At 61.6% G+C, this 23961-nt stretch carries 16 protein-coding genes; 7 read left to right on the forward strand and 9 right to left on the reverse strand.

Going from position 1 to position 23961, the window contains the following annotated elements:
* The first annotated feature begins 157 nt into the window (after positions 1 to 157).
* On the forward strand, positions 158 to 1039 hold the full coding sequence (locus IFO71_RS13180; protein WP_192030111.1) for a hypothetical protein: 882 nt from the start codon (positions 158 to 160) through the stop codon (positions 1037 to 1039).
* An 81-nt stretch (positions 1040 to 1120) separates the two neighbouring features.
* Here IFO71_RS13180 and IFO71_RS13185 read toward each other — a convergent pair whose 3' ends face one another.
* The 5 genes from IFO71_RS13185 to IFO71_RS13205 all read right to left on the reverse strand — a co-directional run bounded on the left by IFO71_RS13185 (position 1121) and on the right by IFO71_RS13205 (position 10383).
* Entirely contained in the window at positions 1121 to 3103 is a 1983-nt protein-coding gene (locus IFO71_RS13185) for a S9 family peptidase (protein ID WP_332309377.1), read from the reverse strand.
* Between the two features lie 348 nt (positions 3104 to 3451).
* A complete protein-coding gene (locus tag IFO71_RS13190; protein ID WP_192030112.1) occupies positions 3452 to 6295 on the reverse strand; it encodes a fibrinogen-like YCDxxxxGGGW domain-containing protein in 2844 nt (947 codons plus the stop codon).
* Positions 6296 to 7064: 769 nt separating this feature from the next.
* Positions 7065 to 9671: a bifunctional aconitate hydratase 2/2-methylisocitrate dehydratase gene (gene acnB, locus IFO71_RS13195; protein ID WP_192030113.1), complete on the reverse strand. Its 2607-nt coding sequence runs from the start codon at positions 9669 to 9671 to the stop codon at positions 7065 to 7067.
* Between the two features lie 17 nt (positions 9672 to 9688).
* Complete coding sequence (locus tag IFO71_RS13200) at positions 9689 to 10126, reverse strand: type II toxin-antitoxin system VapC family toxin (protein ID WP_192030114.1); 438 nt, start codon at positions 10124 to 10126, stop codon at positions 9689 to 9691.
* 11 nt (positions 10127 to 10137) lie between these two features.
* The gene (locus IFO71_RS13205; RefSeq protein ID WP_192030126.1) at positions 10138 to 10383 is read right to left on the reverse strand and encodes an AbrB/MazE/SpoVT family DNA-binding domain-containing protein; all 246 of its coding nucleotides are present in this window, start codon (positions 10381 to 10383) and stop codon (positions 10138 to 10140) included.
* Between the two features lie 156 nt (positions 10384 to 10539).
* On the opposite strand from IFO71_RS13205, the gene acnA reads away from it, so the two are divergent.
* The gene (acnA, locus tag IFO71_RS13210; protein WP_192030115.1) at positions 10540 to 13275 is read left to right on the forward strand and encodes an aconitate hydratase AcnA; all 2736 of its coding nucleotides are present in this window, start codon (positions 10540 to 10542) and stop codon (positions 13273 to 13275) included.
* A gap of 65 nt (positions 13276 to 13340) precedes the next feature.
* Here the strand turns inward: acnA and IFO71_RS13215 are convergent, their stop codons facing one another.
* Entirely contained in the window at positions 13341 to 13757 is a 417-nt protein-coding gene (locus tag IFO71_RS13215) for a nuclear transport factor 2 family protein (RefSeq protein WP_192030116.1), read from the reverse strand.
* A gap of 149 nt (positions 13758 to 13906) precedes the next feature.
* On the opposite strand from IFO71_RS13215, the gene IFO71_RS13220 reads away from it, so the two are divergent.
* Positions 13907 to 15589 carry an AMP-binding protein gene (locus tag IFO71_RS13220; RefSeq protein WP_192030117.1) on the forward strand — a complete coding sequence of 561 codons (1683 nt, stop codon included), beginning with the start codon at positions 13907 to 13909 and terminating at the stop codon, positions 15587 to 15589.
* Positions 15590 to 15670: 81 nt separating this feature from the next.
* On the opposite strand, the gene IFO71_RS13225 is transcribed toward IFO71_RS13220, so the two are convergent.
* From IFO71_RS13225 to prfB, 3 genes are all read right to left on the reverse strand, one after another.
* A complete protein-coding gene (locus IFO71_RS13225; protein ID WP_192030118.1) occupies positions 15671 to 16018 on the reverse strand; it encodes a PilZ domain-containing protein in 348 nt (115 codons plus the stop codon).
* 350 nt (positions 16019 to 16368) lie between these two features.
* Positions 16369 to 17874, reverse strand: a complete 1506-nt coding sequence (lysS, locus tag IFO71_RS13230; RefSeq protein WP_192030119.1) for a lysine--tRNA ligase — start codon at positions 17872 to 17874, stop codon at positions 16369 to 16371.
* Positions 17875 to 17925: 51 nt separating this feature from the next.
* A protein-coding gene (gene prfB / locus IFO71_RS13235) for a peptide chain release factor 2 (RefSeq protein WP_192030120.1) occupies positions 17926 to 19054 on the reverse strand; the annotation gives its coding sequence in 2 pieces (ribosomal slippage) (positions 17926 to 18978 and positions 18980 to 19054; 1128 coding nt in all).
* Positions 19055 to 19193: 139 nt separating this feature from the next.
* Between prfB and IFO71_RS13240 the strand changes: the two genes are divergently transcribed.
* The 4 genes from IFO71_RS13240 (at position 19194) to IFO71_RS13255 (ending at position 23898) form a co-directional block, all read left to right on the forward strand.
* Positions 19194 to 20825 carry a hypothetical protein gene (locus tag IFO71_RS13240; protein ID WP_192030121.1) on the forward strand — a complete coding sequence of 544 codons (1632 nt, stop codon included), beginning with the start codon at positions 19194 to 19196 and terminating at the stop codon, positions 20823 to 20825.
* A gap of 106 nt (positions 20826 to 20931) precedes the next feature.
* The gene (locus tag IFO71_RS13245; protein ID WP_192030122.1) at positions 20932 to 22623 is read left to right on the forward strand and encodes an amidohydrolase; all 1692 of its coding nucleotides are present in this window, start codon (positions 20932 to 20934) and stop codon (positions 22621 to 22623) included.
* A gap of 73 nt (positions 22624 to 22696) precedes the next feature.
* Positions 22697 to 23572 (forward strand): peptidoglycan DD-metalloendopeptidase family protein, encoded by an 876-nt coding sequence (locus tag IFO71_RS13250; protein ID WP_192030123.1) that lies wholly within the window; start codon positions 22697 to 22699, stop codon positions 23570 to 23572.
* Between the two features lie 11 nt (positions 23573 to 23583).
* Entirely contained in the window at positions 23584 to 23898 is a 315-nt protein-coding gene (locus tag IFO71_RS13255; RefSeq protein ID WP_192030124.1) for a hypothetical protein, read from the forward strand.
* Positions 23899 to 23961: the final 63 nt, after the last annotated feature.

Raw genomic sequence — 23961 nt, forward strand, 5'->3', positions numbered from 1 at the left:
GCGACGGTAGTCGACCCAACCGGGTGCCGGCGCCATTGGCGGCATTTCAAGCAGCCGGATTCGGCCACCACTCGCTTCGGCGCAAGCATGACTTTGGTCACTATCTGGTGTTGTAGGTATGTATAACACTACATCCACACCCAGACGGAGTGATCCAATGAAACAGAAACTGTTGTCCATAGCCTTGGTTGCGGCGGGCGCCCTGGCCGCCAGCAGTCCTTTTTGGGCCGAGCCCACGCAAGCAGCGTCCGCCTACAGCGCGTCGACCAACGCACCGGACCCGGCGCGGCAGATTCAGGACTGGGCGCGCTTGTTCCGTACCGGCAATGTGCCCGCCCTGGCCCGCGCCGTGGTGCCGGAATCGCGCTGGGATCAACTGGTGGCCGCCTACGAGCTGCAGAAGCTGCATCCCTTGAGCGAGCGGGATCGTGCCCAGTACGCCGAGAAGATCAGCCGCTTGACGGCACCTGATGCGGTCGAGCAGTTGATGGTCGAGATCGAGCCGAAGCTGGAAGAGGCGCGGCCGCAGGCGCCCGGGGCACTGATGATGGGCATGGGGGCCCTGCAATTGGCGGCCACCTCGCCCGAAAGCGAGCTCACAGACGAGCAACGCCAAGCTCTGCAGAACGCCATCCCCGGCATTCAGGACTGGGCCAATCGCACCGATTTTCTGGATAGCACCACCATGCGCCAGGCACTGGGCTTGATCACCGAAGCTGCACGCCGCGCGCGCCTGGACAATCTCGACGAGATTCGTGGACTGCCGCTGGAGGCTGCCCTGGATCGCGCCAGCACCATGCTGGCTGCCGCCAAGCAAGCGACTCGCCTGTACGGGCTGGATCTGGATCAGATCGCCGATTCGTTGACCGTCGATGTGCTGGAGATGCACGGCGAATCGGCCCGCGTGCGCACCACCATCGTGTTGTTCGATGCCCCGGTGTCGTTCGAGCACGACCTGGAGCTGGTCGAGGGTCGCTGGTACGGCAAGGAAGCCGCCCGGCACCTCCGCGAAGCGAGCAGGTTCAGCGTCGAAGGCTGATCTGCCTGATGCAAACAAGAAACCCGGCGCTTGCCGGGTTTCTTGTTGCAGGGCTCACAGCGCGCTTGCGCGAATCTGAGCCTATCTGGATCCGGCAGTTTCAGCAGCCGGAGCGGCAAGATTCTTAGCCAGGAACTGCAGCAGTTGGGTGTAAAACTGCCTGCGATTTTCCGGCAGGTAGAAACCGTGCCCTTCGTTCTTCACGTACAGCGTTTCGACCGACACGCCGGCCCCGCGAAGCGCCTTTTCCATCAGCTCGGTTTGCTTCTGCGGTGCGATCTTGTCCTCTCCGCCCGCCACCAGCAGGACCGGCACGCGGATATTGGCCGCCACGCTCGTGACCGAACCGCGCTCCAGTGTCTCGCCCTCGCCGATCCATTCTCGAACAAAGGTGGCCTTCGAGCGGCTGTTGTTGTTCTCGTACTTGCTCAGCTCGACCAGATCATAGACACCTACATGGCCCACCGCGCAGCGATACAGATCGGGCTCTTTGGCCACGCCCATCAGCGAGGCATAGCCACCATAGCTCGCGCCGTAGAGGCAGATGCGCCCAGCATCGGCCACGCCCTGCTCGATCGCCCAGCGCGTGGCGTCGGTCAGATCATCCTGCATGGTGCCGCCCCATTGGTGGGTGGCAATCTTGGTGAATTCACGACCGTAGTTGCCTGAGCCGCGAAAATTGACCTGCAGCACCGCATAACCGGCACTGGCCAGCAGCTGCACCTCGTCGTTAAAGCCCCACACGTCGAAAATCTCGAACGGGCCGCCGTGCGGGTGCACGATCAAGGGCAGGGATTTTCCATTGCTGCCGCGCGGTACAGTGAGATAGCCATGGATGGTCAAACCGTCACGCGCCTTGAACTTGATCGGCTTCATTTCATGCATCTGCGCCGGGTCGAACCAGGAGCGACGAGTCAGCAAGTGCTCGGCCTGCTTGGCTTCGAGATCGAACATGTAGAAGTCGCCCGGATTGCTGGCGCTGGACACCTCCACCAGGGCCAACTTGCCGTCCTTGGTTTTCGAGCGCATGCGGGTGAAATGCCCGGGAAAGGCCGCCTCCAGCATCCGGTACTGGCGCGCCACAGCACTCTTCTCGTCGAAGAAAACGGCACGTGGCGGCGCATCGAGGTAGAACACGCCGACCGGCGCCTGGCTGCTGTGCCCATCGTAGATCAGGCTCAGCGGATCAACCTGTTCATCGCGCAACAGCTCAACATAGGCATTGGTCTTCGGGTCGAAGGTGACCAGTGCATCGGGCCCGCTGAGTTTCTCCGACTGCAGCAGCACGGTCTCTCCGTCGGCCATGAAGCCCAATGGAATCACGCGTACGCCGCTCTCTGCTTCGTCATTGAGCAGGCGCCATTCCGCATTGGCTCCGTCGCGATAGTAAAGCTTCAGCACGTTGTCGGCGCCCGCACCCACGCCCAGTCGAATCACGCCCTGGTGGTCCGAGACAAAACTGGCGCGACGCACCGGCACCCGCCCCACGACAGTGCGACGGCCGTTATAGACGTTCAGCTTTTCCGCTCGCGTGTAGGGCTCATCGGCACTGAAGGGCGTGACGGCGATGAGCACATGCTTGTCGTCCTCCGGCAGATCGTCGATCAAGGTGGCGAATACCGCCTCGGCCTTCTTGCCGCGGATGTGGGTGCCCAGTTCCTGCTGCACGCGGTAGCCGACCAGGATCTCACTCTTGCCGCCGTTGGCATCGACCGAGAACAACTCACCGGTCGGCATCGGCTCGGCCAAGGCGCCCGCGCGCTCTTCCACGTTGTACACCACGCGCTCGTCATTCACCCACCAGAAATCGCGCACGTGGGAATTGGCACCCAGCCCGACGAACGCCAGACGCTCATTGTTCGAGCGGCGCAGGATCACCAATCCGGTCTTGTCGCCGGTTGGCACCGTGGCAGCCAGATACTCGCCGGTCGGCGACAAGGTGATACTGCGGAATACATCGGTGCGGATAAACAGGTCCAGGTCCGGCGCACCGGCCTGGGCCGTTCCAGACATCAGGCCGAGCAACATCAGCAGCCCGGAGAGCGAAAAGCGAATACGGTTCACAGCAGACCTCACGAATAAGAGCACAACAAGAATCGCGGCGGATTCTGCACGCAGACCTCGGCCGACGCCAGTTTTGGACGCAATTTCGGACGCAGGCTGCGGCGGTATGTGACCGTATTGTGGCGTCCAGAGCCCGTCCGTGCCGCTGCCGCACTCGATGCCCGCCCGGAACAGTGGACCCAACGCCGACTCCGATTGTCGAAGCGTGCGCGGCCGATGCGGCACCCTACTGGCCCCTACGCATCGGTCTCTACCCTTGCGGGTGAATCGAGCTTTCGAACAGCGCAGCGACGAGCCGCCCCGCCGTGGATTGGGGACAGGGGCAATGGGTGATGGACGATCGCCAGCCTACTCAAACCCGCTCTTATACACTCCGTTCCCCCCGGTGGATTCGATCAGCACGCGCCGATCGTCATCGCTGAGCAGCACCACGGCGCCCTGCGGCAGCGTCGCCTGGGCACTGATCTCGACAAACGGCACATTGATATCCACGCTGCCGCTGAGGCCGAGCAGCAGCACGCCGCCGGCCTGAAGATCGACCTGGGTATCAATCTCGCCACTGCCATTGGGCGGTGTGCAGCTGCTGATCACGCAGTTCCACAGCACATTGGTCAATCCAATGATCGGCGATACGCGTAGACGCAGGCCGTTGGCATCCTGGGCGCTGTTGTTGCGCACCTCGACACTGTATTCGGCGAGCGTGCTGCCCTTGACCATCGCCTCGCCCAGCTTGCCAACCGGCGCGCCGCGCCAGATCGACACCGTCACATCGACGCCGTCGCCGACGATGATTCGACGAGTGACGGCCTGGCCACGATCGACGCCGCCGTTGGCCGTGCCGCCGTCATCCACCGCCTGCAGGCGGATGCGTGCGGCACCGCTGTTCCCGGTCAGCGTGTAGCTCAACGTGCCGCTTCCATCAATGCTGATGCCGCTCAGCACGCCGCTCGGGTCCGATTCCGTTGCGAGCTCGATGCTGACCGTCTGGTCGCTCTCATTGCCCGGGCCGGGATTGAACAGGCTGGCGAAGTCCGTTACTGCCTTCGCACCCGATTCCCCCGCCGGCCAGACCTCATTGCCGGCAAATGCCGCGCTCGGCGCGTCATTGACCGCGCCCACGGTAACTGTCGATTGCCCCTCGGTGAACGCGCTCGCGCCATCGGTCACCCGGACGGTGATCACCGCCACGCCGTTGGCATCTGGCTCCAGCTGCAGATCGAGTATTCGGTTGGCATCGTCGACGGTCAGATTAGTCGCCAAGTTCGCATCAGCAAGCAGGGTCTGATTATCGCTGGCCAAACTAACCACAAGATCAGCCGCCGGCGTTTGATCATCGCCGACGGTAAAGACCAGCCCGCTGCCAAGATCTTCGAGCAGGAACAAGGTCGGCGTTAGCGACAGCGTAGGCGCTGCGTTTTCCACTGTTACGTCAACGGTGGCCGTTGCTGCGAGGTAGTTGTCATCGGCGGCCTTGCTAGCAGTCACCGTGCAAGTGCCGACGTCAGTACCGGACAGTGTAGTGTCGGAGATTGAACAGAATGTGCTGCCGGCCGTCACAGCAAAGGTCACCGCACCGCTTCCTGACCCACCCGAGGTGCTCAGCTCGCTGTCTTCGCCAATCTTGATGCTGGCCGGCGTTGCGGAAGCCGTAAGCGTCGCCTGGCTGGCCTTGTCGACAACCACATCCACGCTCGCTGTCGCTGCTGCGAAGTTGCTGTCGGCTGCCTTGGTGGCCGTTACCGTGCAGGTGCCAACGCCAATGCCGCTCAGGATGTTTTCGCTGATTGAACAGAACGTTCCGCCACTGCTGATGGCGAAGCTGACGGCACCTGTACCCGAGCCGCCGCTGCTGCCAAGCGTGCTACTGCCACCAAAGCCGATGGTCGATGGACTCGCCATTGCGGTCAGGGCAGCCTGGTTCGCCCTATCTACCGTCACGTTCACTTCAGCGGTAGCGACGTTGTAGTAGTCGTCTCCCGCCTTGGTCGCGGTCACGGTGCAAGTACCAACTCCGATACCGGTCAACGTTGTGTCAGAAACATCGCAGAAATCGCTGCCCGCGGTGACGGCAAAGCCCACCGCACCGGATCCCGAGCCGCCGGTGGTGCTCAGCGTACTGGTGGCGCCAAAGACAATGTTCAAGGGGCTCGCTACCGCTGCCAAGTCAGCCTGCTCTGCGCGACTTACCGTGATGTCAACCGTCGCGCTGGCGGGGTTGAACATGCCATCCCCCGCCTTGGTCGCCGTCACCGTGCAGCTTCCCACGCCGATGCCGGTCACGGTCGTGGAGGAAACCTCGCAGAACTCGCTGCCGGCGGTGATGGCAAAGCTAACAGCGCCAGTGCCTGAACCGCCACTGGTGCTCAACGTGCTGGTGCTTCCGAACATGATGGCAGATGGATCGGAGCTCACGCTCAGCGCCGATTGGTTCGACTTTGCTGTCTCCCGAAACCAGAAGCGGTGATTCATGTTGTAGCCACTGGAATGCTGCGCGCCATTGCAGATGTACAGGTAACTGTCTGAGTTCGTCTCAGCCATGTAGAAGTGGTGCCAGCCGCTATTCGAACTCGTCCCCATGTTGATCGCGCATCCAGACCCTCCCATCGGGTTGTTTGAGACCACGTCGTAACAGTTAATGCCTGGCCCACCTCTGCCGCCGCATGAAAGAGCACCGGTCCAAGCCAATGTATTGTCAGACGCGCGATAGGAGTTCATGGTCGTCGCTGTCGACGACACAGGCATCTGCGCGCCGAACGTCCACGTGCCAGTGAAGTTTCGCAACACCACGTACTCGTGATTTCCGGTCGAGTAGGCACTGTTGTAACCCGCCTGATCTGCCAACACGTCGAAGTTCTCGCTCAATCCAATGATGGCGCGAATAACATCGTCAGACAGCTTGTACGGATTGCCCTTGAGCGTGAGTGCATCGGCCGTTGTCCCCGCGGAACCCGTCAGAGAATGAAGTCCGGACTGATACCAGGTCTTCAGTCCAAAGGTCCAACCGCCACCGTCTCTGACCATGTCGCAGACAACATCAACGCTGCCCAATGGACCCTCATCGTCGGGATCGATGCTGTAAACGCCCGACGGTGCTGCCGGATTGTTACCCAGTATGGACTTGCAGCTCTCGGCCCAAGCAGGCTGGCAGAGCGCCAAGGAAAACAATCCGAAAGCAATCCACCACCTGCTCATGGGTCTCACCTTCACTCTTGATGTTGAAGCGGTGATGGCCTCTGACCGCTTGGGGAAGCTGACGCCACTTGCGCGCGCGCTACACGCACGTCGCTCAACCTGTGAGCCGCTCGCTTCGAATCGCTACCGGCCTCAGAACTGGCACGATCAGCAATCAAGCTCGGCTGTACCGTCACGTGGGTCAGCAGGGTTTCAGCGTTCGCTCGAGACACACAAAGCACGCACAAGGCCACTAGCAGCCTCTTGAACATCGCCGGCCTCCTGCCCCGGTGATTCACCGGGTCTCACATAGTTTTAGCAGACTTCGTTTGGCCGTTAAATGGCCTATTCGCGAAATCTTGGCGGTGAGACAAGAGCGAAACAATGACTTGGCGAGTTAGGCAAAACGCACACTGGGGACGACCGTGCGGTCGGTGGCACTGGTCGACGCTAGCTCGTGAGCGACCTCGCACTTTTCGGCACCCTTCGGCAAGCTCAGGGTGCGTCTAGGATAGATCGAGCCTTGAGGCACAACATTCAGGACGCTGGGGGAAACCGGGAGTCATGCGCGTCGTCGCGCTACACCCTTCCCCTTGCGCTGCGCAAGCGGCGGAGGAAGCCGGGAGGGGCTCGACCCGCACACGAAACTCCTCACCCCTCGACCCCACCCCAACCTCCCCTCCGTTGCTACGCAGCGCAAGGGAGGGAGCTGGTTATCGAGTTCACCGTTCTTCCCTGCCCCTCGGCTGCTGCGCAGCCTGAGGGAGGGATTTAAGCGTTAAGAGCTCGACTACGCCGCTACGCCATCCGCTACATCTTTGTAATCCTGAATCTGATCAAAGTTCATGTAGCGGTAAATCTTGTCGCCGTTCTGGTTGATCACACCGATATCGGCCATGTACTCCTCGCGGGTCGGAATGCGGCCCAGGCGCGAGCAGATCGCCGACAGCTCAGCCGAACCGAGATACACATTGGTGTTGCGTCCCAGACGGTTGGGGAAATTACGTGTTGAGGTCGACATCGCGGTGGCGCCTTCCCGAATCTGCGCCTGATTGCCCATGCACAGCGAGCAGCCTGGCATCTCCATGCGCGCACCGGCAGTGCCAAAGGTGCCGTAGTGGCCTTCCTTGGTCAGTTCGGCGGCATCCATCTTGGTTGGCGGGGCCACCCACAAACGGGTCGGAATATCACGCTTGCCTTCCAGCAGCTTGGCTGCGGCACGGAAGTGGCCAATATTGGTCATGCACGAACCGATGAACACCTCGTCGATCTTGGCGCCGGCCACGTCGGACAGCGTTTTCGCATCGTCCGGATCGTTCGGGCAACAAACGATCGGCTCGATGATCTCGTCCATGTTGATCTCGATCACCGCGGCGTACTCGGCATCGGCATCGCCTTCCATCAGCTGCGGGTTGGCCAGCCACTCTTCCATCTTCTTGATGCGACGCGACAGCGAGCGGGCATCCTTGTAGCCCTCGGCAATCATCCATTTCAACAAGGTGATATTGCTGTTGAGGTATTCGATGATCGGCGCCTTGTCGAGCTTGACGGTGCAACCGGCAGCGGAGCGCTCGGCCGAAGCGTCAGCGAGTTCGAAGGCCTGCTCGATCTTCAGATCCGGCAAGCCTTCGATCTCCAGAATGCGACCGGAGAAGATGTTCTTCTTGCCTTTCTTTTCCACCGTCAGCAGACCGGCCTTGATGGCATACAGCGGAATGGCGTGGACCAGATCACGCAGGGTGACGCCCGGTTGCAGCTTGCCGGTGAAACGCACCAGTACCGATTCCGGCATATCCAGCGGCATCACGCCGGTGGCGGCGGCAAAGGCCACCAGGCCGGAACCGGCCGGGAAGGAAATGCCGATGGGGAAGCGGGTGTGGCTGTCGCCGCCGGTACCGACCGTATCCGGCAATAACATGCGGTTCAACCAGCTGTGGATGATGCCGTCGCCCGGGCGCAGCGAAATACCGCCACGGGTGGCGATGAAGTCCGGCAGTTCGTGATGGGTGACTACGTCGACCGGCTTCGGATAGGCGGCGGTATGACAGAAGCTCTGCATCACCAGATCGGCGCTGAAACCAAGACAGGCCAGATCCTTCAGCTCGTCTCGGGTCATCGGGCCAGTGGTGTCCTGTGAGCCGACCGAGGTCATGCGCGGCTCGCAATAGGTGCCGGGGCGCACGCCCTGGCCGGCTGGCAGGCCACAGGCGCGGCCAACCATCTTCTGCGCCAGGGTAAAGCCCTTGCCGGTGTCGGCAACTTCCTGCGGCAGGCGGAACAGCTTGGACGGCGGCAGACCCAGCGATTCGCGCGCCTTGGCGGTCAGACCGCGACCGATGATCAGCGGAATGCGGCCGCCGGCACGCACTTCGTCGAACAACACTTCGGACTTGACCTGGAACTCGGCGATGACCTTGCCGTCTTTCAGTGCCTTGCCGTCGTACGGGCGCAGCTCGACCACATCGCCGAGGTTCATCTGCGACACATCGAGTTCAATCGGCAATGCGCCGGCGTCTTCCATCGTGTTGTAGAAAATCGGCGCGATCTTGCTGCCAAGACACACGCCACCAAAGCGCTTGTTCGGAATGTAGGGAATGTCTTCGCCGGTCCACCACAGCACCGAGTTGGTGGCTGACTTGCGCGATGAGCCGGTACCGACCACATCGCCAACATAGGCGACCAAGTGGCCCTTGGCTTTCAGATCCTGAATCAGCTGGATCGGCCCGCGCTTGCCGTCTTCTTCCGGCTCGAATGGGGCGCCATCGCGCTTGTTCTTCAACATGGCCAAACCATGCAGAGGGATGTCAGGACGGGTGGTGGCATCCGGCGCCGGCGACAGGTCGTCGGTGTTGGTCTCACCCGGCACCTTGAACACGGTGATGGTCAGGCTCTCCGGCACTTCGGGGCGGCTGGTAAACCACTCGGCGTCAGCCCAGCTTTGCAGCACCGCCTTGGCGTGGGCATTGCCGGCCTTGGCTTTCTCTTCCACGTCGTGGAAGGCATCGAACATCAGCAGCGTGTGCTTGAGGGCCTCGCCAGCAATGGCGCCGAGCTCGGCATTATCCAGCAGTTCCACCAGGGGATGAATGTTGTAGCCACCCAGCATGGTGCCGAGCAGCTCGGTCGCGCGCTTCGGCGAAATCAGCGAGCACTTCTCGTTGCCAAAGGCGACCGCAGCCAGATACGAGGCCTTGACCTTGGCGGCATCATCGACGCCGGCCGGCACGCGATTGCTGATCAGATCGACCAGGAAATCACGCTCAGAATCGGCACCTTCACCCGCCGGCGGGTTCTTCAGCAGTTCGATCACATCGGCCGTCTGCTGCGCGGTCAAGGGCAGCGGCGGAATTCCAAGCGCGGCGCGCTCGGCTGCGTGGTGGCGGTAGGCTTCCAACATGAGACTCTCCGATGTGGTCAGGATACGGGCGGGGCTTTGGGTACGATCACCTTCAGCCCCTTGAAATAGTCACGAAAAAATCCGGCATCGCGAGTAATCAAGCCGGCGCACTGCAACAGTGCGTGGGCACCCACGATGAAATCGGGAACGGTTCGTGGCGACATAATGGTAGCGTTTCCACTGCTTCGCCGACGCTGATTGAAGCGGCGCTGCATTTCGCCGGCGCGGATCGCCGAACGGCGCTCCACCGGAAGGTAGCTCATGCCCATTTCCTCGACCACGTCCATGATGTCGGTGCCATGGCCGAGGCCAGCAGTGATTTCGCTGACCACGATATCGCACAGCACCACCGGGCCGCGGGCCAGCGCATCGCGCACACACTGCTCGGCCGCATCAGCCATCAACGAATCGTCGCCCAGCAGATCGATCAAGACGGAAGAATCGATGGCGATCATTGCTCAATCGGTCACTCGTCAACCGGATCGCTGGGCGCACGACCGCGCAGTTCGCGCATCACGTCATCGGTGCTGACGCCCTCGGGCAGTTTGAAGCGACCGCGGGCGCGTGAAATGGCGTCGTCGACGTTCTTGCGCAAAATGATGCGGCCGCCTTCGAGTTCGACCTTGAGCAAGGTGCCCTTGGTCAGACCCAGGGCATCGCGAACCGCCTTGGGAAGGGTGATCTGGCCACGTTCGGCCACCGTCGCTTCCATCGCCATGCCGTCACCCTTGCCGAAAAGTACGTACGAATTATACATACTTATGAATACGTACCCAAGCTGACATACCGACTCTGCGCTGAATTCGATCTCGGGTCGGTCATCAAATTGCGCGACAATGGCAGGCCCGGACCGTCCGAGGAGCGAGCCATGAGCAATTCCTTCGAGACCCGCGACCGCCTGACCGTCGGCGAACGCGACTACACGATCCACAGTCTGGCCAAACTCGGCCGCCTCTTCGATCTCAGCCGCCTACCCTATTCGTTGAAGATTCTGCTGGAGAATCTGCTGCGCAACGAAGACGGCGTCAGCGTGTGCAAGGAGCATATCGAGGCGGTGGTGCAGTGGGATGCCAAGAAAGAACCCGACACCGAGATCGCCTTCATGCCGGCCAGGGTAGTGCTACAGGATTTTACCGGCGTGCCCTGCGTGGTGGATCTCGCTGCAATGCGCGACGCGGTAGTCAAGCTGGGTGGCGATGCCAAGCGCATCAATCCACTGATCCCCTCCGAGCTGGTGATTGATCACTCGGTGCAAGTCGATGTGTTTGGTCGTCCGGATGCGCTGGATGCCAATGGCAAGATCGAGTTCGAGCGCAACAAGGAACGCTACAGCTTCCTGCGCTGGGGCCAGAAAGCCTTCGATAACTTCAAGGTCGTGCCACCGAATACCGGCATCGTGCATCAGGTAAATCTGGAAAACCTGGCCCGTGTGGTGATGGCCAGCGAGAAGGACGGTGCCGCCTGGGCTTATCCCGATACCGTCTTCGGTACCGACAGCCATACCACCATGATCAACGGCCTGGGCGTGCTCGGCTGGGGTGTCGGCGGCATCGAGGCCGAAGCCGCCATGCTGGGTCAGCCAAGTTCCATGCTGATACCGCAGGTGGTCGGTTTTCGGCTCAGCGGCAAATTGCCGGAAGGCGCCACCGCCACCGACTTGGTGCTGACTGTTACTCAGATGCTGCGCAAACACAGTGTGGTAGGCAAGTTCGTCGAATTCTTCGGCCCCGGACTCGATCACCTGCCGCTGGCCGACCGCGCCACGATCGCCAATATGGCGCCGGAGTACGGGGCCACCTGCGGCATCTTCCCGATCGACGATGAAGCCCTGCGTTATATGCGCCTAACCGGACGCGAGGATGATCAGATCGCCTTGGTCGAGGCCTATGCCAAGGCGCAGGGCCTGTGGCGTGATTCGTCGAAAGAGGCCGACTACAGCAGCGTATTGGCCCTGGACATGAGTGAAGTGCTGCCCTCACTGGCCGGTCCGAAGCGCCCGCAAGACAGGGTGCTGCTTTCGGACATGAAACAGAACTTCCGCAGCAATCTCGGCCCGCTGACCGCCAATCGGGACAGGGCGTCGGTACAGATCGCCGACATGGCTGCCGAAGGCGGCGGCACTGCGGTGGGCAACCACGAGATCGACACCAAGGGCCACACCCTGGTTGACATCCACAGTGAAAAGGTGGAACTGCATGACGGGGCGGTGGTGATCGCGGCGATCACCTCCTGCACCAACACCTCCAATCCGGCCGTCATGCTGGGTGCCGGCCTGCTGGCACGCAATGCCATTCGCCGTGGGTTGAAAGTGAAACCATGGGTAAAGACTTCATTGGGACCGGGCTCCCGGGTGGTCACCGATTATCTGGAGAGAGCCGGTCTGATGGACGATCTGGAAGCGCTGGGCTTCCATGTGGTGGGTTACGGCTGCACCACCTGCATCGGCAACTCCGGCCCGCTACCGGTGGAAGTCAGTGCGGGGATTGCGCAAGGCGATCTGGTGGTGGCCTCGGTGTTGTCCGGCAATCGCAATTTCGAAGGCCGGGTGCACGCCGAAGTGAAGATGAACTACCTGGCTTCGCCGCCCCTGGTCGTCGCCTATGCGCTGGCCGGCACGGTCGATCGAGACCTGAGCACACAGTCATTGGGCAAGGACCGCAACGGCGATCCGGTTTATCTGAAGGACATCTGGCCGAGCAGCAAGGAGATCCACGACTGCATCGTCAACGCGATCGGACCTGAGATGTTCAAGAAAAACTACGCCGATGTGTTTCGCGGCGACCAACGCTGGAACTCGATCGAATCACCCGACGGCGCCGCCTACGAATGGAGCGACTCGACCTATATCAAGCATCCGCCCTACTTCGAAGGCATGACGATGGAGGTGGCGAAGATCGCCGACATCAAGGGCGCGCGCGTGCTTGGGCTGTTCGGTGATTCGATCACCACCGACCACATTTCTCCCGCCGGCTCGATCAAGAAGGACTCACCGGCCGGCAAATACCTGCAATCGAAGGGCGTGCAACCGACCGACTTCAACTCCTACGGCTCACGCCGTGGCAACGACGATGTGATGGTGCGCGGCACCTTTGCCAATATCCGGATCAAGAACCTGATGCTGGGTGGAGAAGAAGGCGGCAATACCCTGCATCAGCCCAGCGGCACCAAGATGTCGATCTACGAGGCCGCCATGCGTTACCAGGAAGAGAAAGTGCCGCTGGTGGTGGTGGCCGGCAAAGAGTATGGCACCGGTTCCTCACGCGACTGGGCAGCCAAGGGCACCTTGTTGTTGGGGGTCAAGGCAGTGATCGCCGAGAGCTTCGAACGCATCCATCGCTCAAACCTGGTCGGCATGGGCGTACTGCCCCTGCAGTTTGCCGACGGTGACAGCGTGTCCTCGCTTGGCTTGAAGGGCGACGAAACCTTCGATATCACCGGCTTGGACGACGGTGGCGCCAAGCACGCCAAGGTGGTCGCACGACGAGACGGCGGCAGCAAGATTGAATTCATAGTGAAGGTGCTGCTGCTGACGCCGAAGGAAGTGGAGTATTTCCGTCATGGCGGAATACTGCACTACGTGTTGCGGCAACTGGCCAAGGCATAGGGAGGGGCACTGGCGCGCTGCACCGGTCGCGAGATTCATCGCACGATGTCGGGCCAGGGCCCGACCTACCACTCGATGTATTCGAGCAGCCAATCGTCGCCGTCCTGACGCCATTTGCTGACCACCTTGTAACCGGCCGCTCGCTCGGGAATCCAGCCCTCGGCGCCGGTGAGAAACACGTTGACGCTGATCTCGGCCCGCGGAACCTGAACCCGCAGGTCCATCGGACCAAGCGTCACACCAATCGACTGGTTGCGCAGGAAGTGCAGTACCAGCAATCGGCGCAGGCCGTCGCGGTCGAGCCCGTTGTGACCGCGAAAATCCTCGGCAACCAAATCCATGACCTCATCGGCCGCTTTGTCTTCGATCGCCTGCTGCATCGCCGCAACAGTCTCACTGAGGCGCGTTTTCGGATCGCCGCCTGAGCAGCCGGCCAGGGCCAGTAGCAGCGCCATCAGTCCGATCCAGGCAAGCGGTTTCATCGGAAACTGGATCATCGAACCATGCCCTGCCCCTGCTGCACCGCAGCAAACGCCAGCGTACGGATTCTGTTGTACCGATTCAGGTTCCATGCTCCAATCCAAGGCCTGCACGCGTCACATCCACCCAAGGTTACGCCACGAGGAAACGAATGACAGCAGCATGGCCCTGGCTCAAGCAGTATCCGAAAGGTATTCCGGCCGAAATCGATCTGGATGAGTTCCCTTCGATTGTTTCGATCCTGGAATCCTCGTGCGGCAAGTTCAAGGACAAGGTCGCCTTCGAGAATCTTGGCAAGACCCTGCGCTACCGCGACATCGATCGCTTGAGTAAAGCCTTTGCCTGCTATCTCATCCACCAGTGCAAACTGAAGAAGGGCGATCGCATCGCCCTTATGTTGCCTAACGTGTTGCAGTACCCGATCGCTATCTTCGGCGCGTTGCGCGCCGGCCTGACGGTAGTCAACACCAACCCGATGTACACCGCCCGCGAACTCAAGCATCAGCTTAACGATTCCGGTGCGACCGCCATCGTGGTGCTGGAGAACTTCGCCTCGGTGCTCCAGGAAGTACTGGCGGATACCAAGGTCAATCACGTGCTAGTGACCGGTGTGGGCGACATGCTGGGTGGCTTCAAGGGCACCCTGGTCAACTTCATGTTGCGGTACGTCAAGAAGGCTGTGCCGGCCTATCGTCTGCCCCAAGCCGTGAGTTTCACTCAGGCGCTGGCCGACGGCGCCCGGCACAGCCTACCCAGCGTCGAGATTCAGCCGGGTGACATCGCCTTCCTGCAATACACCGGAGGCACCACCGGCGTCTCAAAGGGCGCCATGCTGACGCATCGGAACCTGGTCGCGAACATGCAGCAGGCCTCCGCCTGGATTGGTCATCGGGCGGACATGGGCGCTGAACACATCATCACCGCGCTGCCGCTCTATCACATCTTCGCGCTGACGGCGAATTGCCTGGTCTTCATGAAGTTTGGTGCGGTCAATCATCTGATCACCAATCCGCGCGACATGCCTGGCTTCGTCAAGTCCTTGTCGAAGATCCCGTTTACCTGCATCACCGGTGTCAACACGCTGTTCAACGGCCTGCTCAACACACCGGGTTTCGACCAGCTGGATTTTACCCGCTTCAAGTTCGCGCTGGGCGGCGGCATGGCGGTGCAACGCGCGGTGGCAGAGCGCTGGAAGAAGGTCACCGGCTGCACTTTGTCTGAAGCCTACGGCCTGACCGAAACCTCTCCCGCGGTTTGCATGAACCCGCTTGATCTACCCGAGTACAACGGATCGATCGGTGTCCCGGTGCCCAGTACGGAAGTGTGTATCCAGGACGAGGAAGGCCAGCAGCTGGCGACCGGCGAAGTCGGTGAGCTCTGCGTGCGCGGCCCACAGGTGATGAAGGGCTACTGGCAGCGCCCCGATGAAACCGCCAAGGTGATTGATAAGCAGGGCTGGCTGCACACCGGGGACATGGCCAAGATGGATGAAGAAGGCTTCTTCTACATCGTCGATCGCAAGAAGGACATGATTCTGGTCTCCGGCTTCAACGTGTATCCGAACGAGATCGAAGACGTGGTTGCCGCCCATCCAGGTGTGTTGGAGGTGGCAGCCGTGGGCGTGCCTGACGAAAAATCCGGCGAAGCGGTCAAGCTGGTAATCGTCAAGAAAGACCCCGCCCTCGATGCTGCCGGCATAAAGGAGTTTTGCCGCAGCCATTTGACCGGCTACAAGCAACCTCGCCACATCGAGTTTCGCACTGAACTGCCGAAGTCGAACGTCGGCAAGATTCTGCGTCGCGAGCTGCGCGATAGCGCTACCGCCACACGCTAGTCAGATCCAATTTCATGGTTGCGCAGCGGGCATCGCCCGCTGCGCAGTCCGGCAGTGTAGCCGGCGCGAGCCCGCGAATCCTTACTCCAGCGCGCCGAGCAGCCTTCCTTGCCGCGCCAGCACGGCTTCCAGACCGTTCTCTGCGCTGCGGTTCAAGTGCTCGAACCTCAACGCCAACACGTCATCGGAGATTCGACTGACCCGCGCCTCCACCGAGGCCCCGGCGCTGCCGGCCGTGGGCACTTCAAAGATCACCGGCTGACCGACGCTCAGCTGAAGGCCGGAAACCGGCTCCAGACGCACGCCACTGAGGGATAAGTCGACAATCTGACAGACAAATGCAGAATCGCCCACCAGCAAGCGGGCCTGCTTGTCCAAGGTACTACGGCTGCGCCGCATGCCGGGCGCCTGACCACCGAAATCGCTCACCTGCCCGCTCCCTGCCAAACCCGCCAGTTGGCCATTGCTGCAAGCAGTCTAGCGCCAAGCCGAGCGGACGGCGAATCCTTCGAAGCGCATCTGCCGCAAACAGAAACCAGGGCGAATTTCGACACACAACTGCTGAAAAACGTCAGTCGAAAGGCAGCAAGAACTGTGCACTGGATCGCGCATCAGCGGCCGCCCCTCAATCTGGGGCGGCCATTGGGTGGGCGACCGCAGGAGCGAACCTGAATGCCATCACGCGGGCTTTCGCCGCAAAGACCACGGCAGTGCCGGCTTGCGCCATGACAGCGGTACGACGAAGACACTCTGCTTGCCACCCCTGTGCTGGCAACCCGCTACGCTGTCCCGGCCTCTGGGCGCATGTACGGGAACAGCAACACGTCGCGAATCGAGTTCGAATCGGTCATCAACATGACCAGGCGGTCGATGCCGACACCCAATCCGCCGGTCGGTGCCATGCCGTATTCAAGCGCGCGGATGTAATCGGCGTCGTAGTGCATCGCCTCGTCATCACCGCCCTCCTTGGCCTCCACCTGGGCCCGGAAGCGTGCCGCCTGGTCCTCGGCATCGTTGAGCTCGGAAAAGCCATTGGCAATTTCCTTGGCATTGATGAACAGCTCGAAGCGATCGGTGATGCCCGGCTCGCTATCGCTCTCGCGCGCCAAGGGGCTCACTTCAACCGGATAGTGGGTGATGAAGGTCGGCTGGATCAGTTTGCCTTCCACCGTCTCCTCGAAGATCGACAGCAGCAGCTTGCCCCAACCATCGCCCGGCTTGACCGCGATACCCAGCCGCTTGGCGTGCTCAGCAATCGCCGCCCTGTCCTGGCGCTGGAAAATGCTGATCTCGATCTCGGGGTTGCAGTGGCAGACCGCTTCGTCCATACGCCAGCGACGGAATGCCGGGCCGACATCGATGCTGGCGCCTTCCCAGACCAGCTGGGTGGTGCCCAGCACCTCGTTGGCCACATCGCGGATCAGCGACTCGGTCAGATCCATGACTTCGTTGTAGGTGGCATAGGCCTCGTACAACTCGAGCATGGTGAACTCGGGGTTGTGACGGGTACTGACGCCCTCGTTGCGGAAGTTGCGATTGATCTCGTAGACCCGTTCCAGTCCACCGACTACCAGACGCTTCAGATACAACTCCGGCGCCACGCGCAAATAGAGATCCAGATCCAGCGCATTGTGATGGGTGACGAACGGCCGTGCCGTGGCGCCACCAGGGATGTAATGCATCATTGGCGTTTCCACTTCCAGGAAACGGCGTGCGTCGAGCCAGGCGCGAATGGCCCGCACGATTCGCGATCGCTTGACGAAGACTTCTCGCGCCTCAGGCGTGACGATCAGGTCGACATAGCGATGCCGATATCGCTGTTCGACGTCGGCCAGGCCATGCCACTTGTCCGGCAAGGGGCGCAGCGACTTGGTCAACAGCCTGATAGCCTGCAGTTTCACCGACAACTCGCCGGTCTTGGTGCGGGTCAGCACACCGACCGCGGCCACGATGTCGCCCACATCCCAGTGCTTGAACGCCTCATAGCTCTCGCCCAGCGCGTTGGCCTGAAGAAACAGCTGCAAGCGGCCAGATTCGTCCTGGATCTGCGCGAAGCTGGCCTTGCCCATCACCCGCTTGGCCATCAGCCGTCCGGCCACGTGAACACGCCGTTCAAGCGCGTCGATGGCCTCGGCGGTCCACTGCTCCTTGTCGGCGAACTCCGCCTGCAGATCACCGGCGAATTGCTCTCGCCGAAAATCGTTCGGGAAAGCCACGCCCTGGGTGCGCAGCTGGGCCAGCTTCTGCCGGCGTTCGGCAATCAAATGGTTTTCGTCTTCAGACATCGACAGATTCCCTACACGCGGGTTCTTGACAACAGCTCATCGTGGATCTGATCAGTGGGCATCTGCGCGTTTCGAGCCCGCTTCCAGGCCCGACTTCAGCGCCGCCTCAACGAACTCGTCGAGGTCGCCATCCAGCACGCGCTGAGTATCGGTGCGCTCGACGCCGGTACGCAGATCCTTGATCCGGCTCTGATCCAACACGTAGTTGCGGATCTGACTACCCCAGCCGATGTCGGACTTGCTGGCTTCCAGCGCATCCTTTTCGGCATTGCGCTTTTGCATTTCCAACTCATACAGCTTGGCCGCCAGCATCTTCATCGCCCGATCGCGGTTGGCGTGCTGGCTGCGCTCGGTCTGACAGGCAACGACAATGCCGCTTGGCCCGTGGGTCAAGCGCACCGCCGACTCGGTTTTGTTGACGTGCTGACCGCCGGCGCCAGACGAGCGATAGACGTCCATCTTGATATCGGCCGGATTGATATCGATATCGATTTCGTCATCCACTTCCGGCGACACGAACACCGAAGTGAAGCTGGTATGGCGGCGATTGTCAGAATCGAACGGCGATTTGCGCACCAGTCGATGCACGCCGGTCTCGGTCTTCAGCCAGCCATAGGCAAAGTCACCTTCGACCCGGAATGTGGCGGACTTGATGCCGGCCACTTCGCCAGCACTGACTTCCATCAACTCGGTTTTCCAACCACGTGACTCGGCCCAGCGCAGATACATGCGCAGCAGCATTTCTGCCCAGTCCTGCGCCTCGGTGCCGCCAGCGCCTGCCTGAATGTCAACAAAGGCCGATGCCGCATCCATCTGACCGGAAAACATGCGCTGGAACTCAAGCTGTTCCACGCCACGCTGAAACTTTTCGACGTCGGACAGCACCGCTTCCACCGTGCCCTCGTCTTTCTCTTCAGCGGCCAGCTCAAGCAGCTCGCCGGCTTCCTTCAGACCATCGCTCAGGCTGCGAATGCCGACCACGACCTTTTCCAGGGCGCCTCGCTCGCGGCCCAGGGCTTGCGCCTTGTCCGGGGTGTTCCAGATATCCGGGCTTTCCAGCTCGCGGCTGACTTCTTCCAGACGTTCGACCTTGTGGTCGAAGTCAAAGATACCCCCGTAATGCATCAAGCCGCCCGGAGAGGTCAGCGATGCGGGCATGAATCGGATTGGTCTCGATCATGTCGTGTTCTGTTGCAGTGCAGTAAAAAGGTTGCAAAGAATAGCAAGTTCAGCCGTCCAGCGGGCCGCGAATCGCAGCTGCGATGCTAAGCTTCGGCCGATCGATTCAGCCCACCCCGCAGCTCACAGGGACTTCACGCTTGGCCCGGACCCGCTTCGATATCCCTGAGGTTCCTTCTCGTTGGCGCTACCTGCGCTGGCTGGCCCTACTGCTATTGCCGCTACCGCTGATCTACGGCCTGTCGTTGCACCACGCGCAATCCCTGGCCGACCGCGCCATCCTGCTCAGCCTGGGCGCAGGCCAGCTACAGCGCGACCTCGCCTGGGTCGATGTCCGCGGTCAGATCCACGTCGGTCAAGTCAGCTTTACCGCCGAGGGCGGTGACCGGGTCTGGCGTGCGGCGAAAGCCGAGATCAGCACACCGGGTTGGATCTGGTGGCTGGGCCAGGCTATCGAGTTCGACCCACGGCGACGCCCGATCAGTCGGCTGCGCGTGGAGTTTCGCCAGCTCGAGGTAGGCGACGGGCGCGAACCCGCGCTCGGTGAACTCGGGCCGGTGGGCGTGTCCGGCGCGCCGTTCGAGACCGAAGGCTGCAGTGGCGCACTCAGCTGGAGCGACAGCGAACTACGGGAAATGGGCATCGACCCGCAAGCAGCGCGCCTGCGCTTTGAGTTCCATAGTCGCGATTCCCTGCTTGAAACCGACATCGAGTACGAAGTGGCCGAGTCTTCACGGGCGCGACTGCTGCGCTCGCAGCGCCTGCCCATGCCTCTGACCGTCCTCCTGGTCGACCAATTTCCGCGCCTCACCCAACAGGAAACCTGGCAGGTGGAAGACCTTGGTTTCGTGCGCAAGCGTACCAAGTACTGCGCAGAGCGCAGTGCCATCAGTCAGCGGGAAATGATTGAGCGCCACCTGCAGAGCGTGAGTCGCTTGCTCGAAACGGTGGGCCTCGAAGCCGTGCCGGTGATGACCGAGTTCTATCGCCTGTATGCCCGCGACGGCGGCGACCTTAGCTTACAGCTTCGCTATCCAGAGCCTTGGGCGGCACACCCCGAGGCCACCTTGGGCCTGGATCAGGAGACGCTGGCCAGCAGCCAGGGCACCATGCAACGCGGAGAGGAATCAGCGGTGTTCCTGTGGCCAACCCGTCCGATTCGGGCCTTGCCTGAATGGAGTGGTGGCATGCCAACCTACGATGCCCTGCAGCGTGAACTGAACGGTGGTGGCATTGACCTGGGAATCGAGTCGGCCGCACCTCCCTTGTGGAGCCGCCGGCCGGCCGACCAGATCGACCTCAGCGGGCTGGGCATGCCCAACCTGGATGACGCCTACCTGCTACTGACCGGCGGCACTGCGGGCATCATCTCTGGAGATACTCCTGCCACTGAGCCACCGCCATCGGATGCGGTCAACACCGCCGATGCTGCAGCTCCGGACACCGCCCCCGCCACGGACGCAACGACCCCTGCCACCTCCACGCCTGCCGCAACGGCTTCCGGCAGTGCTGCTCGCGGCACCAGCAGCCCGTTGATCCCGCCGCCGCGCACCGTGGTCATCGGCCGCCAGAGCAAGGACATTGAGTGGGAGCAACTGCCCAATGCCGTGGGCAAGCGTGTACGCATCATCACTCAGAGCGGAGCTCAGCGTTATGCGGAGCTGATCGAGGCCAATGCCGACGAGATCCTGATTCGTACCCGCATCGGCGGCGGTATCGCTGAGTATCGGATCAAGCGCGAGGCCTTCCGCAGTGCGACGCTGGCTGACTGACCAAGGTCACGAAAGGCCAGATCGTGTCGAATCATTGCAAGGGCGATAGCGGTCGCGATTGCGATCCGCCTTTGATTGCCGCAGGCAACATCTGACGGAGGAACCAATGCTTAACCCACCGCTTCGACTCAAGACCTTGCTGGCGGCGACCGTGCTGGCAGCGATCGGTGGCTCGGCCCAGGCCGATACCCTGGTGCTGAATGCCCACATCATTACGATTGACGACGAGATGCCCCTGGCCGAAGCCATGCTGTTCGACGCCGGCGGCGTGATTCGAGCGATCGGCAGTCGTGCCGAACTTGAAACTCGCGCAGCGCAGGCAAGGCGCCTCGACCTCGGCGGAGCCACCGTGGTGCCGGGTTTGATCGACGCCCACGGGCACGTGCTGAATCAGGGACTGGCCCTGATGCGGGTCGACCTGGTCGGCACCGAAAGCAAGGCGGCGGTGATTCAACGCCTGCAGGCGTTTGCTCGCGACCTGCCTGCCGATAGCTGGCTGCTGGGTCGCGGTTGGGATCAGAACGATTGGCCTGGCGCCGATGGCGAGTTCCCCAGCGCCGCTGATCTCGACACAGCCTTCCCGGACCGTCCGGTGTGGCTGACCCGGATCGATGGCCACGCCGGCTGGGCCAATAGCGCGGCCATGCGACTGGCCACACGTGATCTTGACGGCAAATGGCAACCGGAGGGCGGGCAGGTACTGCGGCAGAATGCTCGCGCCACCGGGGTCTTCATCGACACTGCCATGAGCGTGATCGCGCAGGCGATACCAAAGGAATCAGAACAGGTGCTGCGAGAGGCGCTGAGGCGCTCCACCCAGCATTTGGTTCAATTGGGGCTCACGGGCGTGCATGACGCCGGCGTGTCCTGGGCACAATTTCAATTGATGCAGGGCTTGGCTGATCGCGGTGAACTCGCGCTGAGAATCTACGCCATGGCCGATGGAGACTCGGCCGCCCTGGAACGGCTGTGTCAGAGCGGTCCATATCGTCACGCCAACGGCCGGCTAAGCATGCGTGCGGTCAAGCTGTACTCCGACGGTGCCCTGGGATCGCGCGGAGCCCTGCTGAATGCGCCGTACAGTGATGCGCCCGATGTCACTGGCTTGCCGGTGATGTCACGCGACGCGCTGGCTGCGGCGATGAAGAAGGCCGCTGAATGCGGCGTTCAAGCAGCGACCCACGCCATCGGCGATGCAGCCAATCAACGGGTGTTGGATCTGTACCAGGACGTGCTGCATTCGGGCCACAACAAGGCTGGCGGCGATCATCGCTGGCGCATCGAGCATGCCCAGATCATTGCCCCATCTGACCTGGGCCGCTTCAGCAAGCTCGGCGTCATCGCCTCAATGCAGCCGACCCATGCCACCTCAGACATGCCCTGGGCCGAACAACGGGTGGGGCCGTCGCGCATCGTCGGTGGCTACGCCTGGCGCAGCCTGAGAGATCTGGGCGTCCATCTGGCATTGGGATCTGATTTTCCGGTGGAGAGCGCCGACCCCATGCTGGGCCTGTTTGCCGCCATCACCCGCCAGGACCTGCAAGGCCAACCGCTGCAAGGATGGTATCCGGCACAGCGACTTACCGCCTATGAGGCCCTGCGCGGCTTTACGCTGGACGCCGCCTACGCCGGCTTTGATGAGCAGCGCCTCGGCTCGCTGCGCATCGGCAAGCAAGCGGACTTCGTCGTGCTCCGGCGTGATCCACTGGCTTTGAATGGACAAGGACTGCTTGAGCGCCCCGTCCAGGCCACCTATGTCGATGGACAGCCGGTGTACCAACGCGCTGGAAATGATTGATCCGGCGACTCCAAGCTTGGGCTTCCCGTCCAACGTCAGTTCTGGTCAGTTCGGCCCTGCCAGGAGCAGCGTCTTGCTGCTTTTTGCGGTACTTGTATTGCTGCCCTGTTCGGCCCGTTCGCAGACCGTCTACAAGCATGTGGATGCACACGGCCGAGTGACCTACACCGACCGACCGCCCGACACTGACCAGTCGGTCGAAACCCGGCGCTTTCGTGCCGAGAATCAGCCCTTGGCTGCCTTGCGCTTTCAAACCGAGCGATCTGAACATATAGTTTGGGTACGAAACCTGGTCAGCGGCCCGATCGAAGTCGAACTCAGGCTGCTGGAGCCAGCGCCGGTGGTAGCTGCCCCTTCGCTGCCGGTGCGCCGCATGGTGGCTGCAAGCACCGAAGTCGCCGCGGTGCGGCTGCGTCCAGATGGCAGTGGACAAGCGGCGACGCTGTCGGTAGGCATGCGTGCCCTGCCCGGCGATCCAGCAGCTCGGCACAGTGAATTTCTTTACCAGTTGCCCTTCGAAACATCGAACTGGACGCTGGGACAAGGCTTCAACGGCAGCTTCAGCCATCAGGATCCGGAATCCCGCTACGCGGTCGACTTCGGCCTTGATGAGGGTACGCCGGTGAAGGCTGCTCGGGGCGGCATCGTGATGCAGGTGGAAGACGACTTTACCGGCAACGGTCTGGATCGGGAAAAGTTCGGTTCACGCGCCAACAATATTCGCATCCTGCACGACGACGGCAGCATGGCGATCTACGGCCATCTGTCGGTGGACAGTGTGATGGTGCGCGCTGGCGCGCGGGTGCAGCCTGGCCAGATCATAGGCGCCTCCGGCAATACCGGCTTCTCGACCGGTCCTCATCTGCATTTCGCGGTGCAGCTCAACCGCGGCATGCAGTTGCAATCGGTGCCGTTCCGCATGCAGGGGCTGCGATTGACCGGAGACTAGCAACTTGAAGCTTGAACATTCTGTTCAACTTCAAGCTCCGCGAGTTCGCTGCCGTTAGCAGGTTGCTGAAATACTCATTTCAGCAGCCTGATTTGCGCGCCACGGACGGCGCGCGCGGAAATCGAACACGCAAGTGGTTGATTTCCGGCATGGGTGGCGCGGCTTTGCCGCGACCGCTTGCGCTGAAAACATCCAGGATGGAGTATTTCAGCAACCTGTTAGACAGGCGGCGCGGACTCGCCGGCGCAGCACAGCGTGTCCTCGATGCGCTAGTGTCCTGTCGCAGAAATACGTTTCGCAAGGCGCGCGATCTTTTGCAAGATTGAGTCGGCGGTGGCGATCCACTGGAAAGGGGTTGCGTCAGCGTTGTATCGGGTTACGAAGAGCTC

This window comes from Pseudomarimonas arenosa (assembly GCF_014841215.1).
In the GTDB taxonomy this organism is placed as follows: Bacteria; Pseudomonadota; Gammaproteobacteria; order Xanthomonadales; family Xanthomonadaceae; genus Pseudomarimonas; species Pseudomarimonas arenosa.